This is a genomic window from Ruegeria sp. HKCCD7303, from assembly GCF_013111185.1.
In the GTDB taxonomy this organism is placed as follows: Bacteria; Pseudomonadota; Alphaproteobacteria; order Rhodobacterales; family Rhodobacteraceae; genus Ruegeria.
This window is the reverse complement of record NZ_WVRE01000004.1, coordinates 146,238-164,937: the sequence shown is the minus strand read 5'-3', so window position 1 is coordinate 164,937 and position 18,700 is coordinate 146,238. Positions and strand designations below refer to the sequence as shown.

Annotated in this window: 18 protein-coding genes; 7 read left to right on the top strand and 11 right to left on the bottom strand. The window is 57.4% G+C overall.

The features are described 5' to 3' along the window. Window positions 1-1,341: a proline--tRNA ligase gene (proS, locus tag GS630_RS12625; RefSeq protein WP_171620595.1), complete on the bottom strand. Its 1,341-nt coding sequence runs from the start codon at window positions 1,339-1,341 to the stop codon at window positions 1-3. 169 nt (window positions 1,342-1,510) lie between these two features. Between proS and GS630_RS12620 the strand changes: the two genes are divergently transcribed. From GS630_RS12620 to GS630_RS12600, 5 genes are all read left to right on the top strand, one after another. Beyond that, on the top strand, window positions 1,511-2,875 hold the full coding sequence (locus GS630_RS12620) for an FAD-dependent oxidoreductase (RefSeq protein WP_171175412.1): 1,365 nt from the start codon (window positions 1,511-1,513) through the stop codon (window positions 2,873-2,875). Next, window positions 2,875-3,849 (top strand): isopenicillin N synthase family oxygenase, encoded by a 975-nt coding sequence (locus GS630_RS12615; protein WP_171237223.1) that lies wholly within the window; start codon window positions 2,875-2,877, stop codon window positions 3,847-3,849. Before GS630_RS12620 ends, GS630_RS12615 begins: the two co-directional genes overlap by 1 nt. Window positions 3,850-3,939: 90 nt before the next feature. Continuing rightward, a complete protein-coding gene (locus tag GS630_RS12610) occupies window positions 3,940-5,013 on the top strand; it encodes an AI-2E family transporter (RefSeq protein WP_171176236.1) in 1,074 nt (357 codons plus the stop codon). Continuing rightward, on the top strand, window positions 5,014-5,703 hold the full coding sequence (locus GS630_RS12605; RefSeq protein ID WP_171620593.1) for a DnaA ATPase domain-containing protein: 690 nt from the start codon (window positions 5,014-5,016) through the stop codon (window positions 5,701-5,703). 49 nt (window positions 5,704-5,752) lie between these two features. Further along, entirely contained in the window at window positions 5,753-7,297 is a 1,545-nt protein-coding gene (locus GS630_RS12600) for a Ppx/GppA family phosphatase (protein ID WP_171175416.1), read from the top strand. 7 nt (window positions 7,298-7,304) lie between these two features. Here GS630_RS12600 and GS630_RS12595 read toward each other — a convergent pair whose 3' ends face one another. The 6 genes from GS630_RS12595 to scpA all read right to left on the bottom strand — a co-directional run bounded on the left by GS630_RS12595 (window position 7,305) and on the right by scpA (window position 12,770). Then, a complete protein-coding gene (locus tag GS630_RS12595) occupies window positions 7,305-7,679 on the bottom strand; it encodes a hypothetical protein (protein ID WP_171175418.1) in 375 nt (124 codons plus the stop codon). A 37-nt stretch (window positions 7,680-7,716) separates the two neighbouring features. Further along, window positions 7,717-8,718, bottom strand: a complete 1,002-nt coding sequence (locus GS630_RS12590) for an endonuclease/exonuclease/phosphatase family protein (protein WP_171237220.1) — start codon at window positions 8,716-8,718, stop codon at window positions 7,717-7,719. Window positions 8,719-8,722: 4 nt separating this feature from the next. Further along, entirely contained in the window at window positions 8,723-9,403 is a 681-nt protein-coding gene (locus tag GS630_RS12585; protein WP_171175422.1) for a molecular chaperone DjiA, read from the bottom strand. 45 nt (window positions 9,404-9,448) lie between these two features. Beyond that, window positions 9,449-9,937: a GNAT family N-acetyltransferase gene (locus GS630_RS12580; RefSeq protein ID WP_171175424.1), complete on the bottom strand. Its 489-nt coding sequence runs from the start codon at window positions 9,935-9,937 to the stop codon at window positions 9,449-9,451. Beyond that, the gene (locus GS630_RS12575; protein WP_171235486.1) at window positions 9,934-10,536 is read right to left on the bottom strand and encodes a VOC family protein; all 603 of its coding nucleotides are present in this window, start codon (window positions 10,534-10,536) and stop codon (window positions 9,934-9,936) included. The genes GS630_RS12580 and GS630_RS12575 overlap by 4 nt, the downstream gene beginning before the upstream one ends. A 107-nt stretch (window positions 10,537-10,643) precedes the next feature. Further along, window positions 10,644-12,770 carry a methylmalonyl-CoA mutase gene (scpA, locus tag GS630_RS12570; protein WP_171620591.1) on the bottom strand — a complete coding sequence of 709 codons (2,127 nt, stop codon included), beginning with the start codon at window positions 12,768-12,770 and terminating at the stop codon, window positions 10,644-10,646. A gap of 169 nt (window positions 12,771-12,939) precedes the next feature. Between scpA and GS630_RS12565 the strand changes: the two genes are divergently transcribed. Continuing rightward, on the top strand, window positions 12,940-13,386 hold the full coding sequence (locus GS630_RS12565; RefSeq protein ID WP_171175430.1) for a DUF4174 domain-containing protein: 447 nt from the start codon (window positions 12,940-12,942) through the stop codon (window positions 13,384-13,386). 76 nt (window positions 13,387-13,462) lie between these two features. Here GS630_RS12565 and GS630_RS12560 read toward each other — a convergent pair whose 3' ends face one another. Beyond that, on the bottom strand, window positions 13,463-15,508 hold the full coding sequence (locus GS630_RS12560; RefSeq protein ID WP_171237216.1) for an acetyl/propionyl/methylcrotonyl-CoA carboxylase subunit alpha: 2,046 nt from the start codon (window positions 15,506-15,508) through the stop codon (window positions 13,463-13,465). A gap of 116 nt (window positions 15,509-15,624) precedes the next feature. Continuing rightward, entirely contained in the window at window positions 15,625-15,828 is a 204-nt protein-coding gene (locus GS630_RS12555; protein ID WP_171175434.1) for a hypothetical protein, read from the bottom strand. Window positions 15,829-16,478: 650 nt separating this feature from the next. On the opposite strand from GS630_RS12555, the gene GS630_RS12550 reads away from it, so the two are divergent. Continuing rightward, complete coding sequence (locus GS630_RS12550) at window positions 16,479-17,630, top strand: DcaP family trimeric outer membrane transporter (protein WP_171620589.1); 1,152 nt, start codon at window positions 16,479-16,481, stop codon at window positions 17,628-17,630. A gap of 86 nt (window positions 17,631-17,716) precedes the next feature. Here the strand turns inward: GS630_RS12550 and GS630_RS12545 are convergent, their stop codons facing one another. Together GS630_RS12545 and GS630_RS12540 are read right to left on the bottom strand one after the other, a co-directional pair. Continuing rightward, window positions 17,717-18,070 carry a hypothetical protein gene (locus GS630_RS12545; RefSeq protein ID WP_171175437.1) on the bottom strand — a complete coding sequence of 118 codons (354 nt, stop codon included), beginning with the start codon at window positions 18,068-18,070 and terminating at the stop codon, window positions 17,717-17,719. A gap of 133 nt (window positions 18,071-18,203) precedes the next feature. Further along, window positions 18,204-18,533 (bottom strand): DUF6497 family protein, encoded by a 330-nt coding sequence (locus GS630_RS12540; RefSeq protein ID WP_253284444.1) that lies wholly within the window; start codon window positions 18,531-18,533, stop codon window positions 18,204-18,206. Window positions 18,534-18,700 lie beyond the last annotated feature (167 nt).

Here is an 18,700-nt window from a genome sequence, read left to right as displayed (position 1 = left end):
TCAGGCGATCTGCTGATAGATTTCTGCAACTTTGGTGACAGCCGCTTCGGGGCTTAGCTCTTCGCTTTCACCAGTGCGGCGGCAAGTCAGTTCAACCACACCATTCTTCAGACCACGTGGACCCACGGTGATGCGCCAAGGCAGACCGATCAGGTCCATGGTTGCAAACTTGCCCCCTGCCCGTTCGTTTCGATCATCATACAGTGGCTCCAGACCCAAAGCGGTCAGCGCCGAATATATCTTGTCACAGGCCGCATCCGCTTGTTCATCACCCTGTTTCAGATTCACGATACCGCAGTGGAACGGCGTTACTCCCTCGGGCCAAATGATGCCCTTATCGTCATGGCTTGCTTCGATGATCGCACCTACCAAGCGGCTGACGCCGATACCGTGGCTGCCCATGTGTACCGGAACCGGTTTGCCATCAGGGCCCTGTACGGTCGCGCCCAGAGGTTCGGAGTATTTGGTGCCGAAATAGAAAATCTGCCCGACCTCAATACCACGTGCAACGCGACGGCGCTCCTCGGGGATCTGGTTGAAAAGCGCCGCGTCATGCGTTTCGTCGGTACGCGCGTATTTCGAAGTGAACTCTTCCAGTATGGCCTGGCACTGTTCACGGCTGTCATAGTCGATCTCGCGGTCTCCGAATGTCAGGTCGGTGACGGCACTGTCATAGAAGACCTCGGATTCACCGGTATCAGCCAGCACAAGGAATTCGTGCGTGTCATCGCCACCAATGGGGCCTGAATCGGCGCGCATCGGGATCGCCTGCAGACCCATGCGTTCGTAAGTGCGCAGATAGCTGACCAGATGGCGGTTATATGCGTGCAGCGCATCTTCCTTGGTCAGGTCAAAATTGTAGCCGTCTTTCATATAGAACTCGCGGCCCCGCATCACGCCAAAACGCGGGCGGATTTCATCGCGGAACTTCCACTGGATTTGATACAGCGTCAGCGGCAGATCTTTGTAGCTGCTTACGTGACCGCGGAAAATATCTGTCACCAGTTCTTCCGCCGTGGGCGTAAACAACATGTCCCGGTCATGCCGGTCCTTCATCCGCAGCATTTCCTGACCGTAATCGTCATAGCGACCGGATTCGCGCCACAGATCGGCCGATTGCAAAACCGGCATCTGTATCGCGATATGGCCCGCGCGCGCCTGTTCTTCGTGCACGATGTTTTCCAGCTTGCGCAGCACTTTGAAACCCATCGGCAACCACGAATAAATCCCGGCCGCAGCCTGCTTGATCATCCCGGCACGTAGCATCAGCCGGTGGCTGACAATCTGAGCCTCAGACGGGTTTTCCTTGAGAACGGGCAGAAAGTAACGGCTCAGGCGCATAGGTGGACCTTCAAAGGTAAGAAATCGACTGCACAGGTGATTATTCCAAAGCCCCGCCGGGGGCAATCGGACATTGGCGTTTTTGCGACTTCGCGTCAGTCGGTTTTTTGATTGACCCGCCAATTGAGAATTTCAATTGTAACGGAACTGCTAATTCCACGAGGCGCCGATGCAAACAATTCAGGAACCCGCCCGCCAAATCCCTGTCATCCATCAGACCGACGTGTTGGTTGTTGGCTCTGGTCCCGCAGGGTTGGCCGCAGCACTGGCGGCGGCGCGGGCCGGGGCCGAAGTATCTCTGGTCGACCGCTTTGGTTGCATGGGCGGCAACATCACTGCTGTGGGTGTCGAGGGTTTCGCATGGTATCGCCATGAGCAAACCATTGAGGCTGGCGGAATCGGGATGGAATTCGAAACCCGCGCCAAGGACATGGGCGCGGCGGTGCCTGAAAGCCAGTCGCTCAGTTATGAACTGGACAGCGAAGGGTTCAAACTGGTGGCCGACAAGCTGGTCGAAGAGGCAGGCGTGCACCCAATGCTTCATCGCCAGTTCGTCGCCCCCATCATGGATGGCGACCGGATCACCGGCATCATCACCGAATCCAAGGCGGGGCGCGAGGCGATCCTGGCCAAAGTGGTAATCGACGCCACCGGCGACGCAGATGTGGCGCACCGCGCAGGCGCACCGACCCACAAGACCCCACGCGAAGACATGATGGCCGCCTCGGTCATGTTCCATCTGGCCGGTGTCGACAAGCGCGCCTTCATGGAGGGCGTGAAAGCCGACCCGCAGACCTACAAGGACTGGGGCGGCGGCGGTGAGTGGAATATTGAGACCAGCGGCAAAGAGGACGACATGTTCTCGCCCTTTGTTCACAAACCGTTCCAGCAGGCGATTGATCAAGGTCTGATCCCCCCGCATCTCAACACCATCGCGGGCACCTGGGGCGCAATGCATGACACGGGTGAGCTGACGTATATGAACCTCATCCATCTGGCCGAGATCGACGGGACCGACCCTGACAGCCTGACACGCGGTGAGATCGAAGGCCGCCGACAGTCGATGTTAGCCATCGATGCCCTACGAAGGTTCATGCCCGGATGCGAAAACGCGCGGCTTCGGAACTTCGGAATGACTATTGGCATCCGCGACACCCGCAAGATCGATGCCCTGTACAACATGACAGAAAACGACGCCCGCCATCAGGGTCGGTTTGAAGATACCATTGGCATTTATCCCGAATTCATAGACGGCTATGGCATTTTGATCCTGCCCACCACGGGGCGGTACATGCAGGTTCCCTATCGCTCGATGTTGCCCAAAGGGGTCAAGGGCCTGCTGGTCGCGGGCCGGTCGCATGGCGCGGACCGAGTGGCTCATGCCGCCACGCGCAACATGGCCTGTTGCGCCGTCATGGGTCAGGGTGCAGGCATTGCGGCCGCACTTTCACTCAAAAGCAATCAGGACCTGGACCAGTTGAATTTGGCACCTGTCCATACGGAACTGGAACGCCAAGGGGTCAGGATTCACTGATGGACAGCATTCCAACAATCGACATCTCGCCTCTGACCGAACCGAAAACCGATGCATACGAAGCAACGGTGCAACACATCCTTGAGGCTTGTACCGGGATCGGGTTCCTGTCCATCACCGGGACAGGCGTGACTCGGGAAACCGTTGATCAAGTCAGACGAACGACCCGAGACATCTTTGCCATCGATGAGTCGCGCAAATGGGATCAGGCCATCACCCGCGAAAACTATCGCGGCTATATTCCCATGGGGTTCTTCACTCCCAACGATGGCTCGGGCAAGGCCGACAAATATGAAGGGTACAAGCTGCACCACGAGGTTGCAGAAGACGCGCCGATACGTGCGGATTGTGCTCTGTACGGACCAAACCTCTGGCCGGATGAGGTGCCAAGTGCCAAGGCGACCATTCTGGACTATTGGGCCCAACTGGATCGCGTTACCGATCTGTTGCTCGGCGCATTAGAAAACGGTCTGGGTTTGAAGCCCGACGCTCTGCGCAGTGCGTTTCAGAACCCTATGACCAACATGACCCTTCTGCACTACCCGCCGCAGGCAGACGATGAAACGGGCTATGGCATCCATCCGCACAAAGACACGGACGCACTGACCATCATCGCCCCTGATCCGGTGGGTGGACTTGAGGTTCAAACGCGTGACGGTGGATGGATCACACCGGATTGCCCACCCGGCGGCTTTGTGGTCAACATTGGCGATATGCTAGAGCTATGGTCAGGCGGGCGATTGAAATCCACACCACATCGGGTGGTAAACCGGTCAGGCAAAGAGCGATACTCTTTCCCTTACTTCGCCGTCCCCCGCCACGATGTTATTGTCCAGCCGTTGCTGCCCACGCTACCTGGTTTCGACCGACCTGCTGTCCATTGCGGACATTGGTCTGCAGAAATCTGGCGTACCAATTGGCCTGATGAAGCCGCAGACGAGGACACGCCGGAACTGGGGACGCTACAGGACTAACCGCCGCAATTTCAGGCCACATGAAGCGCTTGCATCACGGGGCTTGATACGCCAAGAACACCGTCAATGACCTGCCAAAAGGGGATCGCGATGGCATTGCCGGTTAAGGATCAACTAAGATACTGGGGCTTCGCCGCTGCGGTTTTTGCGTTGATCCTCTGGGCCTTGGGAGACGTCCTGCTGCCGTTTGTGATCGGCGGGGCCATTGCCTACTTCCTTGATCCTGTCGCGGATAGGCTTGAGCGGCTTGGCCTTTCGCGCATGGCGGCCACAGCTATCATCACGGTTGTGGGCGTATTGGGGTTCGTGTTGGCAATCCTGATGGTCGTACCCGCCTTGATCACACAGCTATTGGACCTGGTTGATGTCTTGCCGGCCCTGTTCAAAGAGTTGCGCGGCTTTATCGAAAGACAGTTTCCGTCCCTTTTGGATCGGGAATCAAGCACGCACCAGATGTTGGTATCTTTTGGCGATACTTTGAAGTCCAAGACAGGGGATGTTCTGCAGACGGTGCTGACCTCTCTGGGGTCCGCAATCAACATTGTGGTTCTGCTGGTCATCGTACCGGTTGTCGCGGTCTATATGCTGTTGGACTGGGACCGCATGATCGCTCGCATCGGAGAGCTTTTGCCACGCGACCACGCCCCAACCATCAAGCGGCTGGCGGTCGAGATTGACGCCGTTTTGGCCTCTTTCGTGCGCGGGATGGGTACCGTTTGCCTTATCCTTGGCACATATTACGCGGTCGCTCTGATGCTCGCGGGTCTGCAATTCGGCCTGATCGTAGGCTTTATTGCGGGGTTGGTCACGTTCATTCCTTATCTGGGCGCCTTGATTGGTGGAACGCTGGCCATTGGGCTCGCGCTGTTTCAGTTCTGGGGCGATTGGGCACATATCGGTTTGATAGCGGGCATATTTGCCATTGGCCAGGTCACCGAAGGGAATTTCCTGACACCCAAATTGGTCGGCAACTCTGTAGGGTTACACCCGGTCTGGCTGCTGCTGGCGCTTTCGGTCTTTGGCGCATTGTTTGGCTTTGTCGGTATGCTGATCGCAGTCCCCGTCGCAGCAGCGCTTGGCGTGCTGGCGCGGTTTGCAACTTCGCTGTATCTGGACAGCAGACTTTACACCGGTCTTGAAAGTCAGGATCAGGAAACCGAGTAAATGGCCCGACAACTCAGCTTTGACCTGCCCGCCAAAACTGCGCTTGGGCGTGAGGATTTCTTTGTCTCGCCTTCCAATGCTCTGGCGGTTGCGATGATTTCGGCCACGTCTTGGCCCGGAAACAAGCTGGTACTGAGCGGACCGGCGGGCGCGGGCAAAACTCATCTGGCGCATGTCTGGGCCGCTGAAACCGGCGGTCGGATCGTTCAGGCAGCAGACCTGCGCTATGACGACGTACCTGATCTGGCGCGAGGACCGATCGCCGTCGAAGATGTACCCATGGTCGCCGGGGATTTGGAACAGCAGAAAACACTGTTTCACCTGCACAATCTGGTGCTGGCCGAAGGGCATGCCTTGTTAATGACCGGCAGGCTTGCACCGAAATTTTGGGAACTGCCCCTGGCGGATCTTCAAAGCCGCGTTGAAGGGGCCCATCACGTCGCATTGGACCCGCCTGACGACGCGCTTCTGGGCGCGGTGCTGGCCAAACTGTTTGTGGATCGTCAGTTGAATCCTGGCCCCGAAGTCATCGCTTATCTCGTGAAACATATGGATCGACGGTTTGAAACCGCTGCAAACGTTGTTGCGCAACTCGACCATCTGGCATTAGCGGAAAAGCGTGACATCACACGCGCATTGGCCGTTCGGGTTTTGAACACAAGCCCGGACGAGGTCGACACGGGTGATTGACCCGCAAGCTCCAATTTCGCATCCTCTGACTGCACTATCTGGAAGACACATGGATCAGACCGTCGAAACCGACATCCCGGACTGGGGACCTTTCGGAAAACCTTTGTTCGACGACCCTGGCACACGTGCCCTGTCGCGGGTCGGAGTGGTCGATGTGGGGTCGAACTCGGTTCGGATGGTGATCTTCGACGGCGCAGCCCGGTCGCCGGCTTATTTTTACAACGAAAAGGTGATGTGCGAACTGGGCGCGGGCCTGTCCGAGACGGGCCGGTTAAACCCACGCGGGCGTGACCGTGCACTGGCGGCGCTGCGGCGATTCCAGCATCTGGCGATGGATCTGGATCTGCCCGGGCTGCATGTGGTGGCCACGGCTGCGGTGCGTGAGGCCGAAGACGGCCCGGATTTCTGTGCACAGGTCGAGGCAGAAACCGGGTTGCATGTGGCCGTAATCGACGGCGCGGAAGAGGCACGTCTGTCTGCACAAGGCGTGTTGCTAGGCTGGCCCGGTGCGTACGGCCTGATCTGCGACATTGGCGGCTCGTCCATGGAATTAGCCGAAATCGGCGATGGTCAGGTTGGTCGTCGCGTGACCTCTGCCCTAGGCCCTCTGAAGCTGCGCGACATCAAAGGCGGGCGACGAGCCCGAAAGGCGCATATCAAGTCAACAATGGAAGAGTTGCGCGATCAGATGGGTCCGCAGCGAGATCGCCTGTTTCTGGTCGGAGGCAGTTGGCGAGCTTTTGCGCGACTGGACATGCTGCGGCGGGGCTATCCGCTGAACGTGCTGCACGAATACCGAATGACCACCAAACAAGTGCGCGATACCATCAAGTTCATAGAAAAAAGCGACTACGAAAAACTGCGTGGCGAGGCTGGGGTCTCAAGCTCTCGTATGTCGCTGATTCCTTATGCAATGGATGTTCTGGCCCGGCTGATCCGAACCTTCAAACCCAAGGATATCGCGATTTCGAGCTATGGCATCCGCGAAGGGTTGCTGTATGAACAGATGCCGCAGGAACTGCGGGACCGCGACCCCCTGATCGAAGCCAGCCGCTTTTCCGAAGCAAAGGATGCGCGTCTGCCTGGTTTTGGCCGCAACTTGTATGACTTTGTCATGCCGCTGTTCAAATCTGCCCCGCCCAGCCGCGTACGCCTGATTCAGGCCGCGTGCCTGCTGCACGATGTCAGTTGGCGCGCTCATCCCGATTATCGGGCCGAGGTTTGCTTTGACAATGTCACTCGCGCCAATCTTGGGGGTTTGAAACATTCCGAGCGTGTCTTTATCGGGTTGGCCCTGCAACATCGTTACAAGAACAAACGCGAAGGCAACCGGTTTACGCCCCTGTATGAGTTGCTAGACGAGAAAGACCAGAAGCAGGCCGAAATTCTGGGAAAAGCCATGCGATTTGGCGCAATGCTCTGGATGCACAACGAAGCCAATATGGGGCGCCTGAAATTCTATCCGAAAAAGCGCGAGTTAGAACTGTATTTACCCGAGGCTGCGGCACCTTTGTTCAGCGAAGTGGCCGAGGCACGCCTGAACTCGCTGGCAAGCGCCCTGAAATCTGAAACGCAGGTGATCATCAAGGGCTGAGGCAAACTCAGATATCAGTTGTGCCCTCGGGGTTCTCTTCGTCCTTGTTTTCATGTTCAGGCAGGTCTTCAACCGGCTTTTTGCGGATGATGATGTCGCCATTGGGCAGGATCTCGGGTGCCTCATAGGCGCTCCAATCCTTGACCTGAGCTGCCAGTTCCGCCAGCGCCGGGCCCATCTCTTGCAAGAACGACTGCATGGCTGGGCCGAACTCATCCGCCAATCCAAGCAAGTCATCCAGCGCCGGTTCCATTTCCTTGCGCAGCCCTTCGAAAAATAACTCGGCTCCCTGCTCCATCAGGGATTTTCCAGTGTCTTCTTGGGCCGAAGCTGGCATTGCAAATGATGCCAACACGATGCTGATCAGAACAATCCGTTTCATAGCCTTGATATAAACCTTTGGGCAGAGGCTGCAAAGATCACAGGTCAATATCCAGAGTGACCGGAAAATGATCCGAAGCTGTCAACAGCGCTTGCCGCATTTCGGGTTCAGACCAACAAACAGTATCCCGAAATGGGTGCCAAATACGCCAGACGGGATCAAAGGCACGCAAATCTTGGGAAATCATGATGTAATCCAGAAGCGCCTCCAGAAATCGGCCCTCTTCGGGGCGCGCAAAGCGCGCAGTGGACGGGATCGAACCTGGCCGAAATTCATGTGCCCTGACCGCGTGCGGATCATACAGCCCGGACTGCAGCAAAATCTCAACAGATGAATGCCCAAAGAGGTGTTCAAATTCATCCAGCCCCGGCCCGTCATTCAGATCCCCCAGCAAAATGACAGACTCGTCCTGTTCTAAATGCGTCTCAACCCTTCGGGCCAACCAAACTGCCTGCGCTAGCTGCTTGCGACGATTGGCAATCGAGATTCGGATCGCTTCGTCCCTGGACTCTGCCCCATGCGGCGCCTTTGATTTCAGATGTGCTCCAATAAGCCTGACTTCATTGCCTGCCTTAGTCGTCAGCGCCAGTTCCATTGGCGGTTTGGAAAACTCAACAATGTCTTCGGTCGCGTCAACATCCAGATCAATTCTGAATTCACCGTCGAACCGAGGAGCCGACCCGTCTTCAATGCCCCCTTTTGGATCGTGACGTGCGCTCAGAACAGTTCTGTCAAACAGCAGTGCCAATTCCTGATGTGTGTCATTGGCAAAGCCCATCACCGCATCGGCGGTGCGCAGTTCGAATGCCTCGGCAAAGCCTTGCAAAGCACGCACTGTATTTTGTCGTTTGCCGGTGTTCGGTGCCTCGACAATCAGCACTGCATCGGCATCCATCGCGGTTAGAACCTTGGCAATTGCCTCAACTTGCTGCGCTTTGGTGACATCGTGCCTGCCGGACCAGCTGTCATCGACAATAAGGGCGTCATTCTTGTCGAAAAGATTGGCGAACCATTCGATATTATAGGTCGCCAACCGCATCCCCTCAGGCCGCCGCGCCGTTGATCTCGTCCCAGGCGCGATTAATGTCGATCATCTTCTTTTCAGCCAACCGGATCGCTTCTTCGGGGACCCCGCGTGCCATCATGGCGTCCGGGTGTGTCTCGCGCACCAGCTGACGCCAGACCTTGCGGATCTCGGCCACGGGCATATCCCGGGATACTCCCAGAACCACATATGGGTCGTTGGGTGCGTCCGGCACAAACCGCGCACGCAAGGCCAAAAACTGCGCATCTGTTTGGCCAAAGATGCGGCTGACCTCTTCTAAAAACTCATTCTCATTGGGATGATAGAACCCGTCGGCCATCGCAATGTGAAACAGCCCTTCCATCAGGTCGCACAGTGTGGTGCTGTCTTCGGAAAACATCCGGGCGATCTTGCGGGCATAATCCTGATACCCGGCCACATCCGTGCGCGCCATGTTGAAAACCCGCGCCGCGCCCTCCTCATCCTCGCGTGCAATCTGGAACACGTCGCGGAAGGCTGTGACCTCGTCCCGCGTCACCTGCCCGTCTGCCTTAGCCATTTTTGCGCCCAGCGCAATGACGGCAATCGTAAACGCCACCGAGCGTTCAGGCGGTGAGCGAAGCTTTTCAAAAACAGCGGTCAGGCTTTCGCCCTGTGCAAGTGCGCTAAGAGCGTCTGATATGCGAGTCCAAATCGACATGGGCGTACCCTAGCGCCACAATTCGGGACTGTCAGGTGCGATAGATCAATCCGGGGAAAGAATTTTCTGCATCAGCACAAGATCCAGCCACTGCCCCCATTTGTAACCGATTTGAGGCATAACCCCGACCTGTTCGAACCCCAACGCTGCGTGGAATGCAACAGCAGACGGGTTTGCGGATGAGATACCAGCAACCAAGACGTGGACCCCCTTGGCTCGCGCAGCTTTCTCCAGTGCGACCATCAGGGCGCGGCCCACGCCTTGGCCGCGCGCTTCAGGCGCCAATTGGATGGAGTGTTCGCAACTATGCGCATAACCCGGGCCCGAGCGGAAAGGTCCAAAGGTCGCAAACCCGACCACGCGGCCTTCAATTTCTGCAACCAGAAACCCGGGACCTCGGGCGTGGATATCTTCGGCGATACTCTCAGCGCTGCGAGTATCGGTGGTGAACGTGACCAGCGTCTCGCGAATGATCTGATTGGCGATCTCGGCAATCGCAAGCGCATCTGCTGGCTGTGCGGGGCGAACCTTCATTCCAACACGCGCAGACCGTGCGGGGTATCAACCTCGGCCCGCAAGGCAGCTGGCCCAGTGTCGAACACCACCCAGTCCAACGCGCCAAGATGTGTGGCCAGTGTCAGCGCATCCGGGTGGAACACGACCAGCCTGCGCAGGCGGCAACCGCTGTCTTGCAACATCTGCGCCGGGTGCAGATCGCCCTGCCACTGGATCAACGCGGGAAAAAGGTTGTCAAACGGAAGTCGGCCGGTCGGCGGCACGGCCATACGCCAACTCAGGGCACCACGAGTCAGATCAATCGGTGTCCCGATACCATCGGGAAACACCGACAGCGAGGCTTCGATGTCTGGCACGCGACAAATCCAGTTGCTCAAGCGGGGTTTGCCCGTAAACCGGTCCAGATCGAACCAGCGGGTTCGTTCTGGTTGGGGGGCGTCAGGATCGATGGAAATCGCCTCAAGATACAGACCATCCTTGAGCCCCAGCAGTCGATTATAGGTACCAAACTTCTCGTGCTTGCCGCCCGCCTGCAACGCAACGCCCAAAGCCTGTTCGACATGTGCGGATGCTTCTTCCAGCGTTTCGCCTGCAACGGCCAGATGATCGAGCAACATGCGCCCCTCCTAAAAACAATTCGACCAGACCCAATCAGGTCTGGTCGCATGTTTCCGCCATCGGCGCGAGATCACAAGATTTTTCGACGAAAAATCTTGGCCACTGTTTAGCCCCGCGCTTCGTTGATCAGACGCAGGATGTCCTGCGCGGCTTCGGGAATATTGGTGCCCGGCCCAAAGATCGCTTTTACGCCGTGATCGTAGAGGAACTGGTAATCCTGCTGCGGAATCACGCCACCGCAGATGACGATAATATCCTCTGCCCCGGCTTTCTTGAGCTCTTCGACCAACTGCGGGGCTAGCGTCTTGTGCCCGGCGGCTTGCGAGGAAATCCCGACCACATGCACGTCATTGTCCACCGCGTCCTGCGCGGCCTCGGCAGGTGTCTGGAACAAAGGCCCAACATCGACGTCAAAACCAATATCGGCAAAGGCCGTGGCGATGACCTTGGCACCCCGGTCGTGACCGTCCTGTCCCATCTTGACCACCAGCAAACGAGGGCGACGCCCTTCAGCTTCGGCAAACTCTTCAATGGACTTCTGGATCGCGGCAAAGCCTTCGTCACCTTCGTAGGCCGCGCCATACACACCGGCCAGGGTTTTCACTTCGGCACGGTGGCGGCCGAACTCTTTTTCCATTGCCATGCTGATCTCTCCTACGGATGCGCGGGCGCGGGCGGCCTCAACCGCGGCGGCCAGCAAGTTTCCACCCTCTTGAGCGGTCTTGGTCAGCGCGTCCAGCGCAGCCTGACACGCGGCCTCATCGCGGGTTGCGCGGATACGTTCCAGTCGCGCGACCTGTGCTTCGCGCACCGCAACGTTGTCGACATCCAGAATGTCGATCGGATCTTCCTGCTCCTTGCGGTATTTGTTGACACCGACGATCACCTCGTCGCCCCGGTCGATCATGGCCTGACGGCGCGCGGCGCTTTCTTCAATGCGCAGCTTGGGCATACCCGAGGCGACGGCCTTGGTCATACCGCCCATTTCTTCGACCTCTTGCATCAGCGCCCAGGCTTTTTCGACCAGTTCATTGGTCAGGCTTTCGACATAGTAGGAGCCCGCCAAGGGATCGACCACATCAGTCACACCGGTCTCTTCCTGCAACACCAACTGGGTGTTCCGCGCGATGCGGGCCGAAAAGTCCGTCGGCAGCGCAATCGCCTCGTCCAGAGCATTGGTGTGCAGCGACTGGGTGCCGCCCAGAACCGCGCTCATCGCTTCATAGGCTGTGCGGATCACGTTGTTATAGGGATCTTGCTCCTGCAACGACACGCCCGAGGTCTGGCAATGAGTGCGCAACATCTTTGATCGCTCGGATTTTGCACCGAATTCGGTCATCACGCGATGCCATAGGGTCCGCGCCGCGCGCAGTTTGGCGATCTCCATGAAGAAGTTCATGCCGATGGCAAAGAAGAACGACAGACGACCCGCGAACTTGTCCACATCCATTCCGGCCTCTGTCGCGGCCCGGACGTATTCACGCCCATCAGCCAGCGTGTAGGCCAATTCCTGCACCAGGTTCGCCCCGGCCTCCTGCATGTGATAGCCCGAGATCGAGATCGAGTTGAATTTCGGCATCTCGTTCGAGGTGTATTCGATGATGTCCGAAATGATCCGCATCGACGGCTCGGGCGGATAGATATAGGTGTTGCGCACCATGAACTCTTTCAGAATGTCGTTCTGAATAGTGCCGGACAGCACCGATTTGTCATGGCCCTGCTCTTCCCCCGCAACGATGAAACTGGCCAGGATCGGAACCACCGCACCGTTCATGGTCATCGAGACCGAGACCTTATCCAGCGGAATACCATCGAACAGGATCTTCATGTCTTCCACGCTGTCGATGGCCACACCGGCCTTGCCCACATCGCCTACAACACGCGGGTGATCACTGTCATAACCACGGTGCGTGGCCAGATCGAAAGCGACTGAGACACCCTGCTGACCTGCTGCCAGGTTGCGGCGGTAGAAGGCGTTTGACTCCTCGGCTGTCGAAAAGCCCGCATACTGGCGGATCGTCCACGGACGACCGGCATACATCGTCGCCTTCACCCCGCGCGTAAACGGGCCAAAGCCCGGCAGCGAGCCCATATGCGGCAGATCTGCTGTATCTTCTTGCGTATAAAGTGGTTTGACGGCGATGCCTTCCAGCGTTTCCTTGGTCAGATCGTCCAACGGACGTCCGCGCAGCTCTTTCTCGGCCAGCGCTTTCCAGTCCTTCGTGTCGGTCATTTCGATTTCCTCTCGTCAATTCGGGTGGCGGCCGTCGCAAAACGTCCGCATTTAGGTCATGCGCTTGACAATTGCGTCGGGGCGCAAGCGCAAAATTTTGAGTGTTCTGCGTAAATCGTCAGTCGCAATCGCGGAGACAGGGGCTATATTCGAAAGAACAGGAGGCCACATGACTCGCACGCTTGCCTTTGTTTTCTCGGCACTAATCCCGCTGGCCGCTTGGGCGGCGGACGGCACGGCACCATCAGATGACAGCTTTGTTCGCCCGGCAGGCGACAGCGAACTCAGCGATTTTCTATGGGTCAACCGCCCTATCGTTGTCTTTGCAGACACGCCAGCCGACCCGCGATTCCAACAACAGATCGACATGCTATTGGATGGCGAACAGGCCATGCGTGACCGGGACGTCGTGGTCTTGACTGATACCGACCCGTCAGCGAAATCCCCGATCAGGGCGCAACTGCGCCCGCGCGGGTTCCAGATGGTGTTTGTCGACAAAGACGGCGTGGTGAAACTACGCAAACCCTCCCCTTGGAGCGTTCGCGAGATCGGCCGATCAATCGACAAGACACCCCTGCGTGAGCGCGAAATCCGCGAACGGCGCGAGGGTGGCTGAACACTTTCGACACCTCCACGGCCTCCGGCGTGGCACGCCGGAGCCTTTGGAAGATGTGTCGAAAGCGTCTTCATGATCATTCGAACTCGATGATCACTTCGTCTACGGCAAGGCTGTCGCCGGGACCAGCATTGATCTTGGCAACAGTGCCCTTCTTCTCGGCGCGCAGGATGTTCTCCATCTTCATCGCCTCAATCGTGCACAACGCCTGACCTTCCTGTACCTCTTGCCCGACTTCCACGTCGATCTTCACGACCAGGCCTGGCATCGGGCACAGCAGCATTTTCGAGGTATCCGGCGGCAGTTTTTCTGGCATCAGTTTGGCCAGCTCTGCCTGACGCGGACGGCGCACCAGAACCTTCAAATCGGCCCCCCGGTTGCGAATGCGGAACCCGCCCGAAACCTTGCCCACCTTCAGAACCAACGGGCTGCCATCGACATCTAATACGGCCAGTTGATCACCCGGCGTCCAATCCGAGGCCACACGCAGGGTCGAGCCATCTTCGAACTTGACGGTTGCACCTTCTTTGTCAGCGTTCACCTGAACCGGCAATTCGTGACCTTCCAGCGATACAACCCAGCGTTTGCCAACTTTGCGTTCATGATTGTCCATCCGACCCGACACGCGGGTGCGGCGGATTTCGGCCACACGGTGCATGGCCGCACAGGACGCCGCGATCCGGCGCAGGTCATCTTCGGGCAAGGATACGCCCTCAAACCCATCGGGATATTCTTCGGCAATGAAAGCCGTGGTCATGTCACCACTGATGAACTTCGGGTGGTCCATCACAGCAGACAGGAACGGCAAGTTGTGACCAATGCCTTCAACCTCGAAACTGTCCAGGGCAACGCGCATCGCCTCAATCGCGGCTTCGCGGGTCGGTGCCCAGGTGCAGAGTTTTGCAATCATCGGGTCGTAATACATGCTGATCTCGCCGCCCTCGTAGACGCCGGTATCGTTGCGCACTGCCGCTTCACCTTCGTGCGCGTCGCCCTGCCATTTGCCGTTGACCAGCATCGGACCAGCCGCAACCTCTTGCGGTGGGCGATAACGGGTCAGACGGCCAATCGAGGGCAGGAAGTTGCGATAGGGATCTTCCGCATACAGGCGGTTTTCAATCGCCCAGCCAGTCAGCGTCACGTCGTCTTGCGTGATCGACAATGGCTCACCAGCGGCCACGCGGATCATTTGTTCCACCAGATCAACGCCTGTGATCAGCTCAGTGACCGGGTGTTCCACCTGCAGGCGGGTGTTCATTTCGAGGAAGTAGAAGTTCTTTTCCCCATCGACGATGAATTCCACCGTACCTGCGCTGGAATAACCCACGGCCTTGGCCAAGGCCACAGCTTGTTCGCCCATCGCCTTACGGGTTGCTTCATCAAGAAATGGCGACGGTGCCTCTTCCACTACTTTCTGATTCCGGCGCTGGATCGAGCATTCGCGCTCGCCCAAATAGATCCCGTTTCCGTGGCTGTCACACAAAACCTGAATTTCGATGTGGCGCGGCTGGGTGACGAATTTCTCGATAAAAATCCGGTCATCCCCGAACGAGTTCGCGGCCTCGTTCTTGGACGACTGGAAGCCCTCGCGCGCTTCTTCGTCGTTCCACGCGATCCGCATGCCTTTACCACCGCCCCCGGCGCTGGCCTTGATCATGACCGGATAACCTATCTCATTCGAGATTTTGACCGCCTCATCCGCATCTTCGATCAAGCCCATGTAGCCTGGAACCGTCGAAACATTTGCGTCCTGAGCAATTTTCTTCGAGGTGATCTTGTCGCCCATCGCTTCGATCGCGCCTTTCGGGGGGCCGACAAAGGCCACGCCTTCGGCTTCCAGCGCTTCGGCGAATTTGGCATTTTCCGACAGGAAGCCATAACCAGGGTGAACGGCCTGTGCACCGCTTTGGCGGATAGCGTCCATGACCTTGTCGATCACGATGTAAGACTGATTGGCTGGCGGCGGCCCAATGTGCACGGCTTCATCTGCCATCGACACATGCAGCGCGTTCTTGTCCGCGTCCGAATAAATGGCAACTGTGCCGATACCCATTTTGCGGGCGGTTTTGATGACCCGGCAGGCGATCTCGCCCCGGTTGGCGATCAGGATCTTATTGAACATGGAACGTCCTTTGGCTTGGTGTTCTGGAAACGCAAAACGCCGCCGCAGGGAACGATCCCCGCGACGGCGTGATGCGCGATGACGGACGGGACGAAAGGCGCCCCCAAAATGATGCGTTAGTTACAGGTGTTCTGCGTTTTGCAGTAAAGCACGTTGCCCGCTGCGCCGACGGCCGCGCCGAAAAGCGGGTCGGCATTGAGGACGGCTGCGCCGACAGCGCCGGCCCCACCACCCAGGATAGCCTGTTCGCCTGTGGTGTCGCCGCACGCAGCCAAGCCCGCGCAGATCGTCGCAACAAAGATGAGCCGTGAGATTCGCATGATATCTGCCCTTTTTGGTTTCTTGGTTTGTTGGGCGTCAGATGCGCGAAACGCAGACTGTTATTCAATATCAAAGAGTGTACAGGCAGAATTTGTGCAGGTTTTTGCCTTTGTTCGCCGCGTTCTCGCAAAAAGAAAAACGCGGACAGGTCTTTGTGGGGAACACAAGCCTGCCCGCGTGAGGAAGGGGTACGGAATAGTAGGTGCACGTGCGGCGCAGGCAAAGTAGAGCCGCACGGCTCGTTCACCTTGCACGCCACAATCTCACCAGAAAACACAGCATTGTTTCTGCGCGTTGTCTCGGCTGGAATCTGCCCATGCAGCGAGACCTCGCGCAAGTTTGCGCCGAAACCTCTTTTACGACCCACGGATAGCGAAGCCATCTTGCCCGTCAAATTTCTGTTACAAACCGGCTCCTCGCACAGAAGCTTTACACACGCGGCATCACGGCATGACACTTTTTTGATAAGCAAAATCGTATTTGGATTCATATGGTTGACAGATCGGTTCACCCAGTCGTGATTTTTCTTAGCTTCAGCCACACAATTCCTTGAGAAAATTATAGTTTTTCGTCTCACCCTTGTGATTTCCGTCGCTACTGAACGCGTGAAACGTTGGGTTTGCACACTCGCACACAAGGAAATACCCACATGACGACTACAAGACTGAAGGCACTCCTGCTTGCTGCCTCTGCACTCAGTGTGACCAGCACCCTTGCTTATGCTCAGGAAGCCCAGACCCAAGCCGAGCTCGACGCACTGCGCGCGAGGGTCGAGGCGCTGGAATCCGCGAATAACAGCACCGCCGACGGAGATTTTCGGATCGGTAACACCACTTTGGACGTTTACGGTTACGTCAAGGCCGATTTCTTCTATGACTTCGAATTCGATCAGGGCGACACAGCCTTCGTGAACGTCATCGGTGAACCTTCTGCCGCGACTGATGGCACCTTTGGCGCCACGGTGCGCCAATCGCGGATCGGATTGCGCACCTCGACGCCAAGCGGAATCGGAGACATCGGCGGGCAGTTGGAACTTGACTTGTTCGGCTCGGGTGGTACCGCTGAGCTGCGTGTGCGTCACGCAAACATCACGATCGGGGACCAGTACCTGATCGGTCAGTACTGGACCAACTTCCAACCGCTTGATTCCTATCCTACCTCGGTCGAATTCAACGGCCCGGTCGGCATCGCCTTCGCCCGTGTTCCGCAGCTGCGTTACACTGTACAGCTTGGAAGCAATGCTCAGTTTGCCGTTTCGGTCGAAGAAAATGTCAGCGGTTCGAACTCTGACGATCCGGTCCTCACGGCCTCGGCGGAATACAACGACGGCACCTACATCGCACGCGGTGCGGTGCTTTACGGCAAAGCCAATTCCGGCAGTGTTGAAGTTGACCAAACAGGCTTTACTGCCTCTGCCTCGGTACGCCCGTGGCAAGGCGGGCTGTTCCAGGTCAACTATGTAACGGGTGAGGCCCTTGGCCCATACCTCGTCGGCATTGGAGATGCGATTGTCGGAGGTCAGGCGAATGATGTTGACGGCTACACTATCGAGTTCAGACAAGACCTGAGTCCGAAGTGGAATGTCGGCATTGCATATGGTCGCGAAGATTATGACCTTCCCACCTCGACCGGCACATTGTCCTTCACCGAGCTGGAAACGATCCACGTCAACGCGTTCTACAAGGCGACCGACAATCTGACCCTCAGCGCCGAGTACATCTATGGTGAGCGGAACGACGCGTCCACCGGCCGTACCTTTGATGGCAATCGCGTTCAGCTTGCCGCTCAGCTGAACTTCTGACACCGCACATAGATCCTGCCCGGCTTTGGGCAGGATCGCCGCAACACCGGGTTCGGCTCTCTGATATGCGGTAGCCAATGTCAAAATCAGCCCAACTCGTCGATGACATCAGGAAAGGATGCGCGAGCCGCATCCACATCAATGACCAAAAGTGCATCATAACTGGCCGGATCAAACGGATCCTCTGCAGGAACCACCTCGCGCCCGAACAACCAGCTCAGGCGACCTGCATCCAGGTTGCCCCGTTCGAACGGCTGATCACCGAAATGAACCCAAAGCGCTTCCATGAACGCGGTATCTGCGCGCTTGTCAGCAGGCCTGCGATCGCGAAACCGTTCCCGACGGGTCAGAGGCGTCACACCTTTTGGATTGGCGCGACGAATGGTGAACTGAAAATCCGTACCGGTCAGGCGACCGGGGAAGCCACGATGCTTCAACATGTCAGCACCCCCGGCTTAACACGTACAGACAAGGACAAATCATGCCCGAAAAGGGATGGAATCATGTTGCGCACCTCCAAAGCCGCACCGTTGGTCTGAGATGCTCTGACTTCATGACGGGAAAAGTTCATGATCAAAGCCCCTCCCAGATACACCGGGACTGCTCCAGCCGGTAGGCTTCAAAAAATTGCGTCGCGTCCGGGGCGACATCGCCAAATTCCAGCGGTCTGTCCGACAACGAAATGACAACCCGCGCAGGCTGCAGCTCATGTTCCGCCACATAGGGAACCGCCAGAATTTGGCACAAGTGCTCCATATCCTTGGACGCCACATCATAAGTGATCCGCCCTACCGTCCCGCCGATCCTTGGCGCAATGAAACGAAAGCGCACCCACAACTCGCCCGGATTGTTATCAAGCAGAACGTCATCCAAATGCACAGGTTGGCCCGAGGGTACCGGCAACGGCGCATCTGATTGAGCAAGACCCGGAGAACAGAGCGCACTGAACATCAGACAAATGGCGCGACCCCGGACTCGCCAAGGGCAAGCTCCTCCTTCCGGGATCGCGCGCGCAGTGCTTTTGAACTGCGCTGATCTATGTCTAACGGGTCGGATCATTCAACTATTTG

Coding starts and splice junctions, on each gene's coding strand:
- scpA (WP_171620591.1), bottom strand. CDS start 12,770: ATGACCGACACGAAGGACTGGAAAGCGCTGGCCGAGAAAGAGCTGCGC.
- GS630_RS12590 (WP_171237220.1), bottom strand. CDS start 8,718: ATGCGGTTGGCGACCTATAATATCGAATGGTTCGCCAATCTTTTCGAC.
- GS630_RS12605 (WP_171620593.1), top strand. CDS start 5,014: ATGGCCCGACAACTCAGCTTTGACCTGCCCGCCAAAACTGCGCTTGGG.
- GS630_RS12610 (WP_171176236.1), top strand. CDS start 3,940: ATGGCATTGCCGGTTAAGGATCAACTAAGATACTGGGGCTTCGCCGCT.
- GS630_RS12615 (WP_171237223.1), top strand. CDS start 2,875: ATGGACAGCATTCCAACAATCGACATCTCGCCTCTGACCGAACCGAAA.
- GS630_RS12545 (WP_171175437.1), bottom strand. CDS start 18,070: ATGTTGAAGCATCGTGGCTTCCCCGGTCGCCTGACCGGTACGGATTTT.
- GS630_RS12620 (WP_171175412.1), top strand. CDS start 1,511: ATGCAAACAATTCAGGAACCCGCCCGCCAAATCCCTGTCATCCATCAG.
- GS630_RS12580 (WP_171175424.1), bottom strand. CDS start 9,937: ATGAAGGTTCGCCCCGCACAGCCAGCAGATGCGCTTGCGATTGCCGAG.
- GS630_RS12575 (WP_171235486.1), bottom strand. CDS start 10,536: ATGTTGCTCGATCATCTGGCCGTTGCAGGCGAAACGCTGGAAGAAGCA.
- GS630_RS12595 (WP_171175418.1), bottom strand. CDS start 7,679: ATGAAACGGATTGTTCTGATCAGCATCGTGTTGGCATCATTTGCAATG.
- GS630_RS12550 (WP_171620589.1), top strand. CDS start 16,479: ATGACGACTACAAGACTGAAGGCACTCCTGCTTGCTGCCTCTGCACTC.
- GS630_RS12600 (WP_171175416.1), top strand. CDS start 5,753: ATGGATCAGACCGTCGAAACCGACATCCCGGACTGGGGACCTTTCGGA.
- proS (WP_171620595.1), bottom strand. CDS start 1,341: ATGCGCCTGAGCCGTTACTTTCTGCCCGTTCTCAAGGAAAACCCGTCT.
- GS630_RS12560 (WP_171237216.1), bottom strand. CDS start 15,508: ATGTTCAATAAGATCCTGATCGCCAACCGGGGCGAGATCGCCTGCCGG.
- GS630_RS12565 (WP_171175430.1), top strand. CDS start 12,940: ATGACTCGCACGCTTGCCTTTGTTTTCTCGGCACTAATCCCGCTGGCC.
- GS630_RS12555 (WP_171175434.1), bottom strand. CDS start 15,828: ATGCGAATCTCACGGCTCATCTTTGTTGCGACGATCTGCGCGGGCTTG.
- GS630_RS12585 (WP_171175422.1), bottom strand. CDS start 9,403: ATGTCGATTTGGACTCGCATATCAGACGCTCTTAGCGCACTTGCACAG.